Genomic DNA, 15408 nt, shown 5'->3' with positions numbered 1-15408 from the left:
ATACTTTACCACTGCAATTTACCTGTTCTATTTGGTTTTTCCAAACTCTCTTTCATATCATCTATTGTTTTGATTTTTAATTCCGCTCCCCAGAGCTTATTAATCTCTTGCAATGCTTCAGTATAAGCGACATCATTGTTATTTTCTATTGCGATTGCGCAATCTGCAAACGAGCTTTCAAGCGTGATTAACCGCTCCTTATGCGTGGATTCTATTAGTTTTTCTATTTCCTCTCTTTCCTCTATGAGTTGGGGGAGGTTTTCTGCGCAGAGTTTAGAAATAGCCTCATAGCGCATTTGTTCTATGCTTTTCTGATGTGTATCTAGCCAATACATTGCCATAGCAAGAGAAATTCCTGTTAGCACACCGATAAAAACGCTTGTTAATACATTTGCAAAAGATCCAAGTCCAAGAGAGATTAAAAATGCTTCTATGCCTTGCTCTATCAAAACGCCAAGTCCAACAATTATTGCGCTTACAATGAGTTTTTTTGCTTCATACCAAACTTGTTCTTGTGTTAAATTTTCTGGTGGAAATAAAACCAACTTGATTGCTTTAAAAAAAGAAAATATGCCTTCTCTTATGATTCTTACAAGTCTAGTGGAGGTTGTTGCAAAAATATTAATGATTGTGGTAGCAAGATTAGATAAAATTCCTGATATAAAACCATCGCCAAATGATTTGGTGATTTCTTTATATTTACCAATTAATGCTTGTTTTACTTTGTCTGAAATTTTTTTCAAGCGTATTTTCAAGCTCTCAAAGAAGTTTTCACAAGTATAAAACCCTTTTTTGAAAATATCCTCAACCTCCTCTAATACAGCGGTAAAAAATTCAACTATAACAATTCCTAATGCTTGTTGTATTCCCATTTTGCAACCTTCATTCACGGAAGTTCTTGCAGAATTGAATACAAATTTTTTACTTGTGTAGTATTGTTTATTGATCTTTGCGTTGATTTCATCTCGTGCTTGTTTATCTGCATCCATTGCCTTTTGTTTATCAATTTTTTGCAATTTTTCAAGTTTTCTTAATTCTTTTTCTTCGCTTTGTGTAAGATTTTCTTTATTGCGTAATTTCTCAATTTTTTGTAGTCTTTCGTCGCATTTTTTAAGGAAAGATTCCATAGAATCTGCTTTTTTTGAACGATTAATAGTTGAATCTGTCATTTTGAGATTTGTTTCTGTGTTGGCAAGTTCTGCTCCATCAATCTCTGCTAAAACACGTCCAGGGTCATCGTGAATTTCTTTTGCCGAAACAATATGGTCTAAATCTGTTTTTGCATTTTTGGCTACTTTTTCATTTGTCATATAGTCTTTAAGTTGCCCAGATTCTTTAAATTCAGTTTGTTTTTTATTGATTTCTATATATTTGCTATGACTATGATATTTGTCGCTATCATATTCGCCTCTTTGTTTGTAGTTTTCTTTCTCTTTATCTGTTGCATATACCCCTTGTCGTGAATTATGTATTGTATCCACATTGCCGCCTACTTTATCGTAGGCTGCTATAATTTTTCCCAATCCAAATGGAATAACAATGGATTGAATGACGCTTTGTTTGCATTCCTGTATCATTTGTTCAAAACGTGCATTGTGTGGGTTACTATAATATAGTTTAATAAAATCTTGAGTTTCTGTTTTTGAAAGTGTTTGTGTCATTTTCTCTCCTTTTTAAGAATCCTAGCCTAGTGGATTAAGGCTAGGATAGCGGTTTATTTATCCAATATATCCACAATCTCTACATTTTCTTTTACCAGAAACTTTCAAATCGTTATTGCTGAATGGAATTTTAACCCAGTTATGTTCTATGCTGCCTAGCTGCTCATCTTTGCAGCGAGTGCAAACTTTTATTATCCTGCATTGACTATCTTTGTGGTGTTCTTGATAATCGTGTTCAACTCTAGTCTCTTTTTTATGGCAACGAATACATTCCCTTATTTGATTGCATTTACCGAATTCATAATATTCCCATTGAGCAAATTGATGTTCTGTTCTTGTCTTTTTGTCTTGACAATATACACACTCACGAACTTGCTCACAACGATCTTGATATGGGTAAAACCATTCCCCGTATTTGTGTCTTTTTTCTGTAATATACTTGCCGCAATCAGGACATGTTTTTGCGAAAAAACATTGTGGCTCACCTGCTATGTGTGCATATGTTCCATTGTGCCAACCAATACCACATTTTACCTTAAGTCCTAACTTTTTTATTTTATCCAACATTCTCATTCCTTAAATTTTGACTTTTATTTCTCTCCCCATTTTTCGTTGATTTCTTCAATCAACTTCTTGCTTTTTGCTTGGTGTGCCATTATCTTTTGCGTTAATGGGTCTTCATCGTTCATTAGGGGCGCATTAATGGTATTGACAATTATGTCTGCAAGATTCATCATTGATTTTAGATTTTCTTGCTCTTTTGTTTCCCATTTGCTTACGCTATTACCTTTTTGCACAAAGGCAGTAAAAACCTTGTCTATTTGAGACTTCAAAGAAACATCTGTTTCTTGAAGTATTTTTGCCTTTTCTTTAATTTTGCTCATCATCTCTTTCCAAGATAATTGCTCACCTTTTACTGCTTCTACAAGTGCTTTAAAGGAATCCGAATAGGCACGTGCATCATTTAATTTGCCTTCTGAAAACATTGCAATCACAATGCTAGTAATCGCCACAAGAGGCGCGGCTACGATTCCACCTAGCACCCACATTCCCCCAGCAATACCTAGCCCACCACTTGCGAGTGTCCCGCCGCCTAGCCACGCTAGAGTTGCATTTGTCGCAGCGGCACCAGAGAGTGTGCTAATCGCTGTGCCTGTCCCAGCAGTCGCGAGCAGTCCCACTCCACCTACTGCACCAAACCCAGCCATACTTCCAGCGAATCCACCAGCTACGATTCCGCTTAATGCGGATTTTAAGGCTGTGATGACTTGTTCTATTTGTGCGATATTCTCAATAGTTTCTTTTCCGATGATTTCTTGAAGTTCCTTAGAATCTTTAATATCTAGTTGGTCTATAAGATTCTTATATCGCTCAAGGCTATTTTCAATGATGGATTTTTGTAGAAATCCTAGTTCATCAAACTCATCTGCAACATTTTCTTGCGCCTTTTTGAGTGCGCTTTCGGCTTTATTATAGTTTTCTGTCGCTTGATTGACTAACTCTCCAGCTTTTTTGTAATTGTCGTAAGCCTCTTTTCCCTTTTTTCCTGCAAATATAACGCTTAATAAAGTCCCTCCTGCTACTGCAATAGGTATCAATGGTAATGGCATATTGCCTCCTTATAAGTTTTTATTTTTTATTTAAGAATCCAAACAGGATTCTACATTTCTAATCTATACGCTCTTTTTCTTGCAATATTTTGCAAGATTGCATATTGATCTTATAGAATGCCTCTTTGGTGCAATGCTTAAAATATACTCTTTCAAACATCACATCAACCCTACAAATGTCTGGACGATTCTGATAAATCCTGCATAAATTGTTTTGAATGTCTAAATATTTACAGATTCCATTGCCTAAATCAAAAGATTTTAGCTCTTTAATACCGCCAATATTTTTACAACACACACCACAATTTGTGCAAGGAAAACTATTTGTTATCAAAATTTATTTGTCCTCTTTTAATTTATCACCTTGTTATAACAAGTTGATAAACACATTCTATCAAATTAAAATAAAACTTACCTTATTATAACAAGTTAAAAAATGAAAAAAATACAAGATAAATATATAGACAATGCGTATAGAATCATAGGCTTAAATGTCAAAAAAGCAAGGGAGTTAAGGGGCTTGACACAGCTTGAACTCTCCTTAGCCATAGGGCATAAATCAGTCAGCGTTGTATCTTGTGCTGAAATCTACCACAAAAGGCAGCATTTTAATATAGAGCATTTGCTTAAAATCGCTCAAGCTTTAGAAGTGAATATACAAAGTTTCTTTGAAGGTTTGTAGCTTTAAATTAAGTTTATGTAAGTATTCCACGATAAATAAATGATTGAGTATTACAAGAAGAAAAACAAAGATATTCCTACCCTTTGAAGAGTAGGAATATAAGGAAATAAAGAATTTATAAATGATGTTTATGCGCCTTGTGGGGCTTCAAAGACACACACATCTTTTAATTCGCCACTAAATTTCTCAATATTGACAAGTCCTGTATGAGCAATATTGCCATTTGCAAGAGGAGAAGTGGGCAAGTCAATGGTTAGCACATTTGCCGAACCATTTTTACAAGTGCTACCAATTTGTCCTTTGACTTCAGGGTCATACCACGCTCCTTCACATAATCTCACTACACCTTGCTTAATTGCATCTGTTACGAAAGCACCTGCGAGGACAGAACCGCGTTTATTGCTTACCTTGACCACATCTCCGGTTTTAATTCCCTTGTTTGCTGCGTCTTTGGTATTTATCCAAATGGGTTCTTTATCGGCAATCGCATAATCTTTTCGCAATGAGGTGTTTGCACATTGAGAGTGCAAACGTAATGCAGGGTGAGAAGTGATAAGTGCAAATTCTGCAGGTTTATTCTCCATACCTAGCCATTCAATAGGCTCAAGCCAAGTTGGGTGCGGAGGACAATCTGCATAATTATAACTTGCAATTTTTTGAGAATATATTTCAATTAATCCTGAATCTGTGCCGAGTGGATTGAGAATAGGGTCTTCGCGGAATTCTGCATAACGCACAAACTCTTCAGATTCACTTGGAATCTCAAACTTCAATGGTTCATTTGCTTCCCAAAAACTTTCAAAATCAGGCATTGTAACCATAAGCCCTTGCGCTTGTTTTAATGCTTGGTCATAAAATTCTTTTAACCATTGCATTTCGCTTTTACCTTCGCTAAATTTATCATAAATGCCAAATTCCTTTGCCAAATCGCAAAACACTTTGTAATCATCAACAGATTCAAATTGTTTTTCTACGAGCTGTTTCATTGGCACAATATGCAAGTTTGAGTAATCGCCACTCATTGAAATATCGTTGCGTTCATAACTTGTAGTAATGGGTAGGACAATGTCGGCAAGGCGTGCAGTAGGTGTCCAATAAATCTCATTTACAACGATTGTGCGAGGTTTTCGCCACGCTTTGATAAATGTGTTTGTATCTTGATGATGCACGAGCGGATTGCCTCCAGCCCAATAAATAAAATCAATATCTGTGTAGGTGATATTTTTTCCATTGTGTTGGATAGTTTTACCTGGATTGAGAAGCGCATCAGAAATGCGAGCAAGTGGGAAGTTATGCGCACTTCCTTGCATAAGCCATTCTGCACCACCACTTTCAGCATTACCGAGATTAATACCACCAACCACAGGAGCAGTTGCTGTGGGAGAGCCACCATTGCTGTAATGATACGATAGCCCAAAGCCTCCTCCGGGTAAGCCAATTTGTCCTATCATACACGCTAGGGTTACTAAAGCCCAATGAGTTTGTTCGCCGTGATGAGCGCGTTGCATTCCCCAGCCTGACATTAGCATCGTGCGATTTGTGAAGAATAATTTTGCTAAAGATTCTATTTTTTGAGCAGGGATACCACAGATTTTAGAAGCCCAAGTAGCATCTTTTGCTATGCCATCACTCTCACCTAAAAGATAAGATTTGAATTGTTCAAATCCTGTTGTGTAATCTTCTAAGAATCCCTTATCATATTGGTTAGTTTTAAGCATAGTGTGCATTATGCCAAGCATTAGTGCGACATCAGTGTTTGGTAATGGAGCAATCCACTCTGCACCCAAATAATCACAACTCATATTTCGCACTGGGTCGATACTAATGATATGTTTGCCAGATTTTTTGAGTTGTTCAAAAAAGTCAAGCCCTGTGCCCTCATTAAGTGTCCAAGCATTGCGTAAAGTTATCATAGGGTCAGCACCCCAAATAACAATCACTTGTGTATTGTTAAGCACAGAAGAAAAAGAAGTTTGTTGCTCATATACTTCAATACTTCCCACTACATAAGGCATAATAACTTGTGAAGCACCGGTAGAATAATCCCCACTTACACCCACATAGCCACCTGCCATACCCATAAAGCGTTGCAATAAGATTCTAGCATTATGCAAGTTACCGCTACTTTTCCAGCCATAGCTTCCAGCAAAGACACCCTCTTTACCCTTTTGCTTATAAGTAGCTTTAAGCTCCTTAGCAATAAGCTTAATCGCATCTTCATAACTCACTTTTACCCACTCATCGCTACCACGCAATTCAGGTTTTGGATTTGCAGGATTCTCAAGGTAAGATTTTCTCACCATAGGATATTTAACACGTGTAGGCGCATAAATCAAATCAGGAATTGTGCTGTGAAGCGGATTAGACACAGAGTTTTTTAGCGCATTTGAGCTTGAAACAACTTTGCCATCTTTAATTTTAGCCTTAAGAACTCCCCAATGTGCGCCTGTAATCACTTCTCCATCAAACACAAGATTTTCACTAAAGCTTTTCACACCAGATTCTATAACTGCTTTTTTGCTTTCGTTATCACAACCTACAAAAGGCACAAGGGCAAATATTGCTAAACCTTTCCCCATCGCTTGGAGCACTTGTCTTCTACTAAGCATATTCATTATTTCTCCTTTGGCATATCTTTGGCATTTTTTTGGAGGTATTGGGATACTAAATATTCTTGATTGCTATCATACCCAACACGACTTTTCATTGATTTTACAACACTTGGCCACGCATTTGCGCTGAATTCTTTTGGTGGGTGTAAGGCGTGGCAAATAGAGCAGTTTGCAAAAAGTTCTTGTGCTTCTTTAAAAAGCGGTTCAACACTTTGAACTAAATCTTTATCATCACTCCATAAATCTACACTAGCAAGTTCCCATTCTTGCTTTGTTTCGCTTTCCTTAAAAGTTTCTATATTTTTAAAAGCCACTCCAGCATTTTTAGAAAATCCAGCATTAAGAATCCGCCGATTGGGTGCAAAATATAAGGCTACTTGAGAACCTACTTGCGTATATCCTTTGATACGCAAAAGCACTTTATTATCCTTGCGCTCTAGCACCTCAACTTTGGCTGTTGGCAAAAGCCTACCTACAACTTTATCATCACCCCCTTTATAGAGCGATTTGACCTTAGAAGCGTAGAGCATTTCACCTGCTTGTGTGCATACAAATGCTAACGCCATAAGCGAAATTATTTTCGCAAACATTTTCATATTCCTCCTTAATAGCAAAATAGCTTGAATAGCAATGAAATTATAAAAATAAAACAGCTTAAAAATAGCTTGAATAGTGTAATATACGAGCATTCATCTTTTTATAATATAACGCTTTTGATAGAAGCCTTATGTATTTATGCGCTTGGTTTAAACTTGATATAATCACATTAAATATAATGCGTAAGAGGAATCTATGTCAAAAATATCTCATAAAGTTAAAAATCATAATATAGCAAACCCGATAGATTTGAGCAAGGATTATAGTGTTAAGGAGCAGTGCATTAGAGAATCTTATAGTCATTATGAAGATTCTATACTACGATTTTTGCTTGAATCTTTTCTCCCTCATAAAGATATTGTTATACCAAGTATAAAAAGTAATATTTGCAATATACCTACACAAGATAGCTTTGTGTGGTTTGGACATTCTTCATATATGCTATGGCTTAATGGCAAAAGCATACTTTTTGACCCACTAATTGGGGACAATGCTTCACCCCTGCCATATATGTTTCGCGCATTTAATGGGGCTGATATTTTTAGTGCAGGTGATTTTGGCAGTATTGATTATCTTATTATCACTCATAATCACTACGACCATTTGAGTAAGGCAAGTATTCTTGCTCTCAAGGATAAAATAAAATGTATTATTGTTCCACTTGGCATAGGCAAGATATTGCGTAAATGGGGTATGTGCTCTCATCATATTGTGGAGCTAGATTGGGGTGAAAATATTAGCTTTGAGTATCTCAAGATTCATTGTTTGCCAAGCAAACATTATTCTGCACGTTCATTTTTTGATAAAAATACAAGCTTATGGGCGTGTTTTGTCGTGCAAGGTGGAGATGAAAGAAATGGATATAAAAATATTTTTTGTAGCGGTGATAGTGGTTATGGCGGACATTTTAGAGTGATTGGAGAGCAGTTTCAGAATATGGATTTTGCCTTTATTGAAAATGGACAATACAATATGCGCTGGGCGCAGAATCATCTCTTTCCTCATCAAACCCTACAAGCTGCCATTGATATAAGATGCAAGAGGCTTATGCCTATTCATAATAGCAAGTTTGCTCTTGCTCCTCATCATTTTGCACAACCCTTAGAATCTCTTTGCGCACTCTATGATTTGGAAAAAAAAGATTACCCATTTTTGCTTTTGACACCTCGTATTGGTGAAATTTTGCCACTTTGGGAAGATATTAGCACTACGCGTTGGTGGGAGCAGACTACTTAGATTCTGTATAGGATAGAATCTAAGTAAATTCGCGTGAAATACTTGCACCAACTACACAAGGAGCGAGAATATCAGGTTTTTTGATACAAAGCGTAAGATGTGTGATACACGCAAAATGCTTTTTAAGCTTATTTGCTATGTCTGTAAGGGCGGATTCTAAAAGTTCATATGTGCCATTTTGTAGGCATTGAGTGATATATTCACAAATATGTGCATAGTTGAGGTAATCGTGTGTGTTATCATATTCATAAGTAATATGTGCTTCTACGATGATGTTTTGTGCTTTTAATCGCTCTTCTGGTAATACGCCTATAATAGCTTTAATAGCGAGATTCTCAATGTGCAGAGAGATAGATTCTCTCACAGCACTTTACCTTCTTGTCCGCTTAAAAGTCGCTTGATATTAGGAATGTGCGTATAGATGATAAATAGCCCAATAAGCACCACAGGCGTGTGCGTATGAATCTGTGCGACAATTGAAATATTATCTGGCAATGGTAAAATATAGGGGATAACAAAAGTGAGCACGATACCGCTTAGCACACCCACGAGTGAGGAAATCGATGAGATTTTAAAGACTTTGCCCACAATACCCCACACGATAAGCCCACAAATGCCCTCAATGGGGATAAGCAAAATCACAGAACCAATCGCAGTAGCCACACCCTTGCCACCTTTAAATCCTAAAAATGGGCTGTAACAATGTCCTATAATGGCTAAGAGTGCGATTGTCCATTGTGTTTCATAACTAAGCCCCATTATTTTAGCGATAGCTACTATAATTAAGCCCTTTGTTGCATCAAGTATAATTGTGAGAATGGATAGAATCTTTGCCTTTTTTTCGTCTTTTTCTTTTATTGCACGATAGACATTAGTTGCTCCAATACTACCCGAGCCAATTTGTCGAATATCTACTTTGTAGAGTATTTTGACTAAAAGCCACCCAAATGGAATCCCCCCAATGATAAAGGCAAGGAAATAAAAAATCACATTAATATTTGATAAAACATAAAGCATACCTGATAAAAAATCCATTCTTTTCCTTTATGAGTATTGACTCGGTAATTATAACATTATTTGGTGATAAGCGTGATATTTGCTCCTTCAAGTGTGTAGAATTCATCATCATAAAAATAAACATTGTTTAATCCTTCTTGCACAAGTTCTGTGCCTAGAATACTTGCCATATGTCCGGAGTAGCACACAAGGGCATATTTTTTATCTGGATTTTTTTTAATAAGGGCGTAGATGTCGTAGGGATTGTTCAGTTGATATGAATCTTTAATGTGGCAAAGAGCATAATCTTCGGGATAGCGCATATCAATAATGCAAAAATTTTCATCAAGGTCTTTAGCATAAAGTGGTGTAGCAAGACTAGAATTATTTTTTCCTTTAAATTCCATAGGATTCCTTAAAAAATAGTTTTGCGTATTGTAACATAAGAATCTTTATTAAAAATATATAAAAGATTTTAGAGTGTTCGTATCACAATATTTAAAGAATGAAACAAAAGAGCTTGAAAAACAAGACTTTGATATATCTAAACATTCAAAAAAGAATCTTGATAATCACGCACTATGTAAATTTATTCTCACTGAATCAAAAACACTTAAAGCAGATGACCACTCTAAACTTGATAAAGAAACAGAAAAATACGATAAAAAATAAAGCTTCTTTATATCCACGCTTAAGAATTACATCTCTTAATGTGATTTCTCTAAGCGTGATAGTTTATTTCTTTACTTAACTTCTAAGTCTTTTTTATGCTATAATCCAGCCGACATTAAAAGAGATAATGGCTCATCTTTACTCTATGACAAAGGGGAAAAGATGAAATCTATTCAACACAAACTACTTCACATTACTTTTTGTTTAAGCATAAGCTTTAGCATAGCTCAAGCAAATCTTCCTGTAATTGATGTAGGCTCAATCGCTCAAAGCATAATGCAATATACACAAATGGTGAGAGATAAATAAACATAATGAAATGAGTTTGTTGCAAAATATAAAGTAAGGGTAGCAGATAAAATATGCTTTCGAGGGCTTTTGAGTAAGCCCTCTTTTGTTTCAAGGAGGATTAAAAGAGAAATTTATGATTTTGTGGGCGTAGTATCAGCTTTAGCAGATTCTGTTTTGGTGACACTTTTAGCTTTAGACTCATTTTTGAGTTTGTTTTCAGCTTTAATTTCTTTTTCTTTGGTTTTTTGCTTCTCCTCTTTTGCCTTTGCTTCTAGCTTAGTTTTTTCTTTTTCTTCTTTTTCTTTAGCCTCTTTGGCTAGTTTTTGTGCTTTTTTTCTCGCTTTTTTAGCTTCTTCTGCTTCGTCAAATTGTTTTCTCACTTCCTCTGTGGGGTCTATATGAGCTAGCTGATATTGGGAATAAGTCCATACAATGCTTGGGTCTGGCAAGAGGCATACATTAGTTTGGTCTTTACCTTCATAGTCAATTTTACTTAAAATATCACGAGCAATGTTTAATCGTGCGCGTTTTTTGTCATTTGTGTTGATGATTGTCCAAGGGCAGATGTGCGTATGTGTGCGTGCAAACATTTTTTCAAACACTTCTGTGTATTCTTCCCATAAATCAAGCGATTTATTATCGATTGGGCTTAATTTCCACATTCTTAAAGGGTCTGTTTTGCGGCGTAAGATTCTACGTTTTTGCTCTTCGCGTCCTACATCAAGAAAATATTTAAAAATGAGCATTCCGCTTGAGACAAGCATTTGCTCAAGGTTAGAAACTTGAGTGATAAATTCTTTATATTGCTCTTGTGTGCAAAATCCCATTACTCTTTCTACCCCTGCGCGGTTATACCAGCTTCTATCATAGAATACAATCTCACCACCACTTGGCAATGTGCTAATGTAGCGTTTGAAATACCATTCTGTTTTTTCTGCATCTGTTGGTTTAGGTAACGCAACGATTCTACAACTGCGTGGATTCATACGGCTTGTAAGGGCTTTTATTGTGCCTCCTTTTCCTGCTGCATCACGTCCCTCCATAATGATAACAATCTTCTGATTTGTCGCTTTTACCCAATTTTGTAACTTGATAAGCTCAATTTGAAGTTTTGTAAGCTCGTGAAGATAAAAATCCTCTTTCATACGCCCACTTTTGCGTTTATAAATATCCTTGATATTTGCCTCATTTTCTGGTCGAATGACAATGTGTCTCTCTTGCTTACCCATAAAACCCTCCTTTAAGAAAAATCTAATAAACTCATAGTATAGTATTTTTTTATCAAAAAATAAAGGTAAAGGCACTTTTTGTCCTGAAAGGATTACCAAATGAAGCAAGAAAATACCTTAGATTCTGTGAATATATGTTTAAATTTGGCTCTAGCAGAGGAATTACTGAATCTTTTATGCGTGAAAAAATACAAAATAGGTATAGCAGAAAGCTGCACCGGCGGACTTTTAAGCTATCACTTCACTGCACTTAGTGGTGCTTCTTCTGTGCTTGATGGAGCAATGATAAGCTACGCAAACGAGATAAAACACTCTTGGCTTGGTGTAAATAAATTGGATTTAGATTCCTATGGCGCGGTAAGTGAACCTGTGGTAAGAGGAATGTGTGAGGGGATTCTCAAGCAAAGTGGCGCAGATGTAGCTCTTGCTACAAGTGGAGTAGCGGGTCCCACTGGAGGAAGTGTGCAAAAGCCTGTGGGTTGCGTATATATAGGCGCACAAATAAAAGGACAAAAAGCATTAGTGGAACGTTATCAGTTTGGCGGTGATAGATATGCTGTGCAGTCTCAAAGTTGTGCTAAGGCATTACAAATGTTACTTATGCTTTTAAGTCTTGACAAATAAATGCAAACTCACTATAATTGCGCTCTTTTGTGTCAAAATTGTGGCACAAGATTTAGCTAAAGATGACCCGTTAGCTCAGTTGGTAGAGCAATTCCCTTTTAAGGAATGGGCCGTTGGTTCGAATCCAACACGGGTCACCATCAAAGATAAAAGTGGCCCCGTCATCTAGCGGTTAGGATACCACCCTTTCACGGTGGCTACAGGGGTTCGAGTCCCCTCGGGGTCACCACTTTTATTTTTGTTTTACTTTTGCTTCAAATTTTCGGTCGCTTAGCTCAGTTGGTAGAGCGCCACCCTTACAAGGTGGATGTCATAAGTTCGAGTCTTATAGCGACCACCACTTTTGTTTAGAATCTACTTTTTGTGGGTTTGGGGATTTGCTTATACAAAGACTATGGAGCGGTAGTTCAGCTGGTTAGAATACCTGCCTGTCACGCAGGGGGTCGCGGGTTCGAGCCCCGTCCGCTCCGCCACCTGATAATTTATTTGGGTTCATTATAAAATCTTAGAATCTGTAATCACACCTCAATATTGCTTCACAATCTTAATGAAATTAAAAGATTCGTAAAAAATTATAACATCTCGTCAATTATTATTATTCAATATTATTCAACTTATATTTTTTCAATAATATGATTGAGTTCTAACGTCTTTTGTTTATAGCTAAGAAGCGTTTTTTCAAGTGTTTCAAGGGATTTTGGAGAGATATATTCAAGAAGTTCTATAATATGATTATATTTACTATAAAGTGGATTGCGTGCATAGATTTTGCGTAAGATTCTATGAGAATCTGTGCTACTAAATAACTCTTGCTCGGATATGCCTAATGCTTCAGCGATAAAAGGTATCATATCGGCTTTTAATTCTATATTGCCATTGAGATAGGCATAAATGCTTGAAATAGTGGGTGTTTCACCTGTTTTGCTTGCACGCAAACCCAAATCAATCAAACGGTTCGCAATTTCCTTTTTGCTTAGGTTTTTTTCTTTTAAGATTTCGTTGATTCTCTCTACGACTTTCATTATTTTCTCTTTGGTTTATATGTAACTTATAATTTTAATCGTTTATTTTATAGATGAAGTATAATATTACGTATTGATAAGCTATAAATTTGAGTTTAATTTTAATTGCTTATGATAATTGGCATTATCGTGGATAGCATTAATGAAATAAAGGCAAGTTCTAAAACCTAAAAGGATAAAAAATATGGAGATGAATAAACTCTTTAATGATGCGGCACCTTACAAATATTACTTGATAGATACGCATTATAAGTCTGATAGCATATCTACTAAAGGTGGCGGAGGTGGAAGGAGCTTGAAAAAATTTTATGATGAATTTTGTCAATATGTTTTTGACATAAATCTTACATATATAGATGATGTTAAGCATTTTCCTCTTGTGCATAATGAAGAAAGTAATAAGGCTACTATTGCTATTGCGCTATCTCGTCTTACACCCTATGTGATAAGTGAGTATGGTGCTGATTGTAGAGGTGTGGATTTGGGAGAGAGGCTAAAAAACAGACGAAGAATTGACTTTTGGTGTTCTGAAAAAAATCAAAAATATGATATATGGATAGAGTTTAAGCATTTATATTTTAATGTAGCTAAAAGAGCAAGGAAAGAGTTTAATGCTCGCAATAAAGAGCGTATTAAAGAGGCATTAGGGCAGATTCAAGATATAGAGAAACTAAAAAAGAAAAAAAGACTTTCTGAGTGGAACGATTTTAAACTTGCACTTTTTAGTGTAAATGTGTATTGCAAAAAAAGTTCGCTTCCTAGCGATGAAGAGTTAAAAGATGCCCCTCAATATGTGCTAGATTCACTTAAAGAAACAGTTACAGAATTTTTAGGTGACAAAAAGCAATTTGGGGTGCTTTGCGCTGTACTTGATTTGTGTACAAGCATTGGCACAAATCAAGAGGATATCTACCATATCTATACCAAAGATGAATATATGCCTTTTATATTGCTCTGTGGTGTAGTAGTGGTGTAAGATAATAGCGCAGATGTAACCTCAAATCTTTTTATACACGAATTTGACATATTTTAGAATCTAAAATTGTATAACAATAATTATAGAGTGGATTCTATTTAAAGCTTAGTTTTCTTTGATTCTCCTTTGTATATAAGATGTATTTAAGCTTTTGCGTTAAAATAGCACACTTCAAACAAAAGGATAGGATATGGGCTATAAACGTGTGCTAGTGAAATTTTCAGGCGAAGCATTATCGGGAGATAGTGGATTTGGAATTAATGTCAAGATTCTAGAATATATTGCAAATGAAATTAAATCTCTTGTTGATAATGGCATTGAAGTGGGTATCGTTATCGGTGGAGGCAATATCATACGAGGTGTATCCGCCGCACAAGGTGGGATTATCCGCCGCACAAGTGGGGATTATATGGGTATGCTTGCGACAATTATTAACGCAGTCGCTATGCAAGAAGCTTTGGAATATTTAGGCGTAGATGTGCGGGTGCAAAGTGCTTTAGAAATTAAAGAAATATGTGAAAGCTATATTTATCGCCGAGCTATTAGACATTTGGAGAAAGGACGAGTGGTTATTTTTGGAGCAGGGACAGGGAATCCTTTCTTTACAACTGATAGTGCAGCGACTTTGCGTGCAGTAGAAATTGGTGCAGATGTGATTATCAAAGCAACTAAAGTTGATGGCATATATGACAAAGACCCACATAAATTTAGCGATGCAAAAATGCTTGAGAGTATTAGCTATGATGAGGCACTAAGAGATCATATTAAGGTAATGGACGATACTGCAATTGCTCTTGCAAAGGATAATAAACTCCCCATTCTTGTATGCAATATGTTTAAAAAAGATAATTTGCTTGATTTGGTAAAGTTTAACAAGGGTGTTTGTTCCATTGTTCAATAAATCAAAGCAAAAACAAATAAAAAAACGATACAATTCACATTTTAGAATCTAAAAGGATGGTTTATGGATGCATTACACACAGAACGGACAGAAGAAATTGCCGCAAGAGCACTAAAAAGAGTAAATGATGATAGATATATACTTGCAAGCCTTGTTTTTGAACGCGTTAAAGAACTCGGAGAAGGAGCCAAACCTCTTGTAGATATGGATGTTAAGACACATAAATTGCCAGATATTGCAATGCAAGAAATTGCTGAAGGAAAAATTGAACTCTCATCAATTGAGGATAGGGAATAGGG

19 protein-coding genes and 4 tRNA genes are annotated in these 15408 nt (G+C 36.1%); 12 read left to right on the top strand and 11 right to left on the bottom strand.

Annotation, left to right across the window (positions count from 1 at the left end; translation table 11 throughout):
• Positions 1-5: 5 nt before the first annotated feature.
• Genes LS65_RS01465 through LS65_RS01450 form a run of 4 tightly spaced genes read right to left on the bottom strand, consistent with a single transcriptional unit; the run spans position 6 to position 3605 of the window.
• Positions 6-1661 (bottom strand): hypothetical protein, encoded by a 1656-nt coding sequence (locus LS65_RS01465; protein WP_052061036.1) that lies wholly within the window; start codon positions 1659-1661, stop codon positions 6-8.
• 57 nt (positions 1662-1718) lie between these two features.
• Entirely contained in the window at positions 1719-2228 is a 510-nt protein-coding gene (locus LS65_RS01460) for a hypothetical protein (RefSeq protein ID WP_034361343.1), read from the bottom strand.
• Positions 2229-2251: 23 nt separating this feature from the next.
• The gene (locus LS65_RS01455) at positions 2252-3271 is read right to left on the bottom strand and encodes an ATP synthase subunit B family protein (protein ID WP_034361341.1); all 1020 of its coding nucleotides are present in this window, start codon (positions 3269-3271) and stop codon (positions 2252-2254) included.
• Between the two features lie 58 nt (positions 3272-3329).
• Positions 3330-3605: a YkgJ family cysteine cluster protein gene (locus LS65_RS01450; protein WP_034361339.1), complete on the bottom strand. Its 276-nt coding sequence runs from the start codon at positions 3603-3605 to the stop codon at positions 3330-3332.
• A 102-nt stretch (positions 3606-3707) separates the two neighbouring features.
• Here LS65_RS01450 and LS65_RS01445 point away from each other — a divergent pair, with 102 nt between their 5' ends.
• Positions 3708-3953, top strand: a complete 246-nt coding sequence (locus tag LS65_RS01445; protein ID WP_034361337.1) for a helix-turn-helix domain-containing protein — start codon at positions 3708-3710, stop codon at positions 3951-3953.
• 128 nt (positions 3954-4081) lie between these two features.
• Here the strand turns inward: LS65_RS01445 and LS65_RS01440 are convergent, their stop codons facing one another.
• Together LS65_RS01440 and LS65_RS01435 are read right to left on the bottom strand one after the other, a co-directional pair.
• Entirely contained in the window at positions 4082-6562 is a 2481-nt protein-coding gene (locus tag LS65_RS01440; protein ID WP_236096585.1) for a molybdopterin guanine dinucleotide-containing S/N-oxide reductase, read from the bottom strand.
• A gap of 5 nt (positions 6563-6567) precedes the next feature.
• Positions 6568-7161, bottom strand: coding sequence for a heme-binding protein (locus tag LS65_RS01435; RefSeq protein WP_034361333.1), 594 nt, complete (start codon positions 7159-7161; stop codon positions 6568-6570).
• A 196-nt stretch (positions 7162-7357) separates the two neighbouring features.
• Between LS65_RS01435 and LS65_RS01430 the strand changes: the two genes are divergently transcribed.
• Entirely contained in the window at positions 7358-8398 is a 1041-nt protein-coding gene (locus LS65_RS01430) for an MBL fold metallo-hydrolase (RefSeq protein ID WP_052061035.1), read from the top strand.
• 19 nt (positions 8399-8417) lie between these two features.
• On the opposite strand, the gene LS65_RS01425 is transcribed toward LS65_RS01430, so the two are convergent.
• Genes LS65_RS01425 through LS65_RS01415 form a run of 3 tightly spaced genes read right to left on the bottom strand, consistent with a single transcriptional unit; the run spans position 8418 to position 9801 of the window.
• Complete coding sequence (locus tag LS65_RS01425; protein WP_034361332.1) at positions 8418-8762, bottom strand: dihydroneopterin aldolase; 345 nt, start codon at positions 8760-8762, stop codon at positions 8418-8420.
• Positions 8759-9433, bottom strand: coding sequence for a glycerol-3-phosphate 1-O-acyltransferase PlsY (gene plsY / locus LS65_RS01420; RefSeq protein ID WP_034361330.1), 675 nt, complete (start codon positions 9431-9433; stop codon positions 8759-8761). The genes LS65_RS01425 and plsY overlap by 4 nt, the downstream gene beginning before the upstream one ends.
• A 38-nt stretch (positions 9434-9471) precedes the next feature.
• Positions 9472-9801, bottom strand: a complete 330-nt coding sequence (locus LS65_RS01415; protein ID WP_034361328.1) for a rhodanese-like domain-containing protein — start codon at positions 9799-9801, stop codon at positions 9472-9474.
• 73 nt (positions 9802-9874) lie between these two features.
• On the opposite strand from LS65_RS01415, the gene LS65_RS01410 reads away from it, so the two are divergent.
• Positions 9875-10066, top strand: a complete 192-nt coding sequence (locus tag LS65_RS01410) for a hypothetical protein (protein ID WP_034361326.1) — start codon at positions 9875-9877, stop codon at positions 10064-10066.
• A 162-nt stretch (positions 10067-10228) separates the two neighbouring features.
• A complete protein-coding gene (locus LS65_RS09915) occupies positions 10229-10375 on the top strand; it encodes a hypothetical protein (protein ID WP_162549573.1) in 147 nt (48 codons plus the stop codon).
• A gap of 113 nt (positions 10376-10488) precedes the next feature.
• Here LS65_RS09915 and ppk2 read toward each other — a convergent pair whose 3' ends face one another.
• On the bottom strand, positions 10489-11586 hold the full coding sequence (gene ppk2, locus LS65_RS01405; protein WP_034361324.1) for a polyphosphate kinase 2: 1098 nt from the start codon (positions 11584-11586) through the stop codon (positions 10489-10491).
• Between the two features lie 99 nt (positions 11587-11685).
• On the opposite strand from ppk2, the gene LS65_RS01400 reads away from it, so the two are divergent.
• The 5 genes from LS65_RS01400 (at position 11686) to LS65_RS01380 (ending at position 12683) form a co-directional block, all read left to right on the top strand.
• Entirely contained in the window at positions 11686-12210 is a 525-nt protein-coding gene (locus LS65_RS01400) for a CinA family protein (protein WP_034361322.1), read from the top strand.
• A 64-nt stretch (positions 12211-12274) separates the two neighbouring features.
• Positions 12275-12350 (top strand) — tRNA-Lys (locus LS65_RS01395).
• A 14-nt stretch (positions 12351-12364) separates the two neighbouring features.
• Positions 12365-12439: transfer RNA gene (locus LS65_RS01390), tRNA-Glu, on the top strand.
• 35 nt (positions 12440-12474) lie between these two features.
• A tRNA-Val gene (locus LS65_RS01385) sits at positions 12475-12550 on the top strand.
• Positions 12551-12606: 56 nt separating this feature from the next.
• A tRNA-Asp gene (locus LS65_RS01380) sits at positions 12607-12683 on the top strand.
• 141 nt (positions 12684-12824) lie between these two features.
• Here the strand turns inward: LS65_RS01380 and LS65_RS01375 are convergent.
• Positions 12825-13232 (bottom strand): helix-turn-helix domain-containing protein, encoded by a 408-nt coding sequence (locus tag LS65_RS01375; protein WP_034361320.1) that lies wholly within the window; start codon positions 13230-13232, stop codon positions 12825-12827.
• 184 nt (positions 13233-13416) lie between these two features.
• On the opposite strand from LS65_RS01375, the gene LS65_RS01370 reads away from it, so the two are divergent.
• The 3 genes from LS65_RS01370 (at position 13417) to LS65_RS01360 (ending at position 15406) form a co-directional block, all read left to right on the top strand.
• Positions 13417-14208, top strand: a complete 792-nt coding sequence (locus LS65_RS01370) for a hypothetical protein (protein WP_034361319.1) — start codon at positions 13417-13419, stop codon at positions 14206-14208.
• Between the two features lie 190 nt (positions 14209-14398).
• Positions 14399-15109 carry a UMP kinase gene (gene pyrH / locus LS65_RS01365; RefSeq protein WP_034361317.1) on the top strand — a complete coding sequence of 237 codons (711 nt, stop codon included), beginning with the start codon at positions 14399-14401 and terminating at the stop codon, positions 15107-15109.
• Positions 15110-15172: 63 nt separating this feature from the next.
• Complete coding sequence (locus tag LS65_RS01360) at positions 15173-15406, top strand: DNA-directed RNA polymerase subunit omega (RefSeq protein WP_034361316.1); 234 nt, start codon at positions 15173-15175, stop codon at positions 15404-15406.
• The last annotated feature ends 2 nt before the right edge of the window (positions 15407-15408 follow it).

Source organism: Helicobacter japonicus (genome assembly GCF_000762845.2).
GTDB classification, from domain to species: Bacteria; Campylobacterota; Campylobacteria; order Campylobacterales; family Helicobacteraceae; genus Helicobacter_C; species Helicobacter_C japonicus.
Note: the sequence above shows the minus strand (reverse complement) of the source record. Positions and strands in the feature narration are given on the sequence as shown.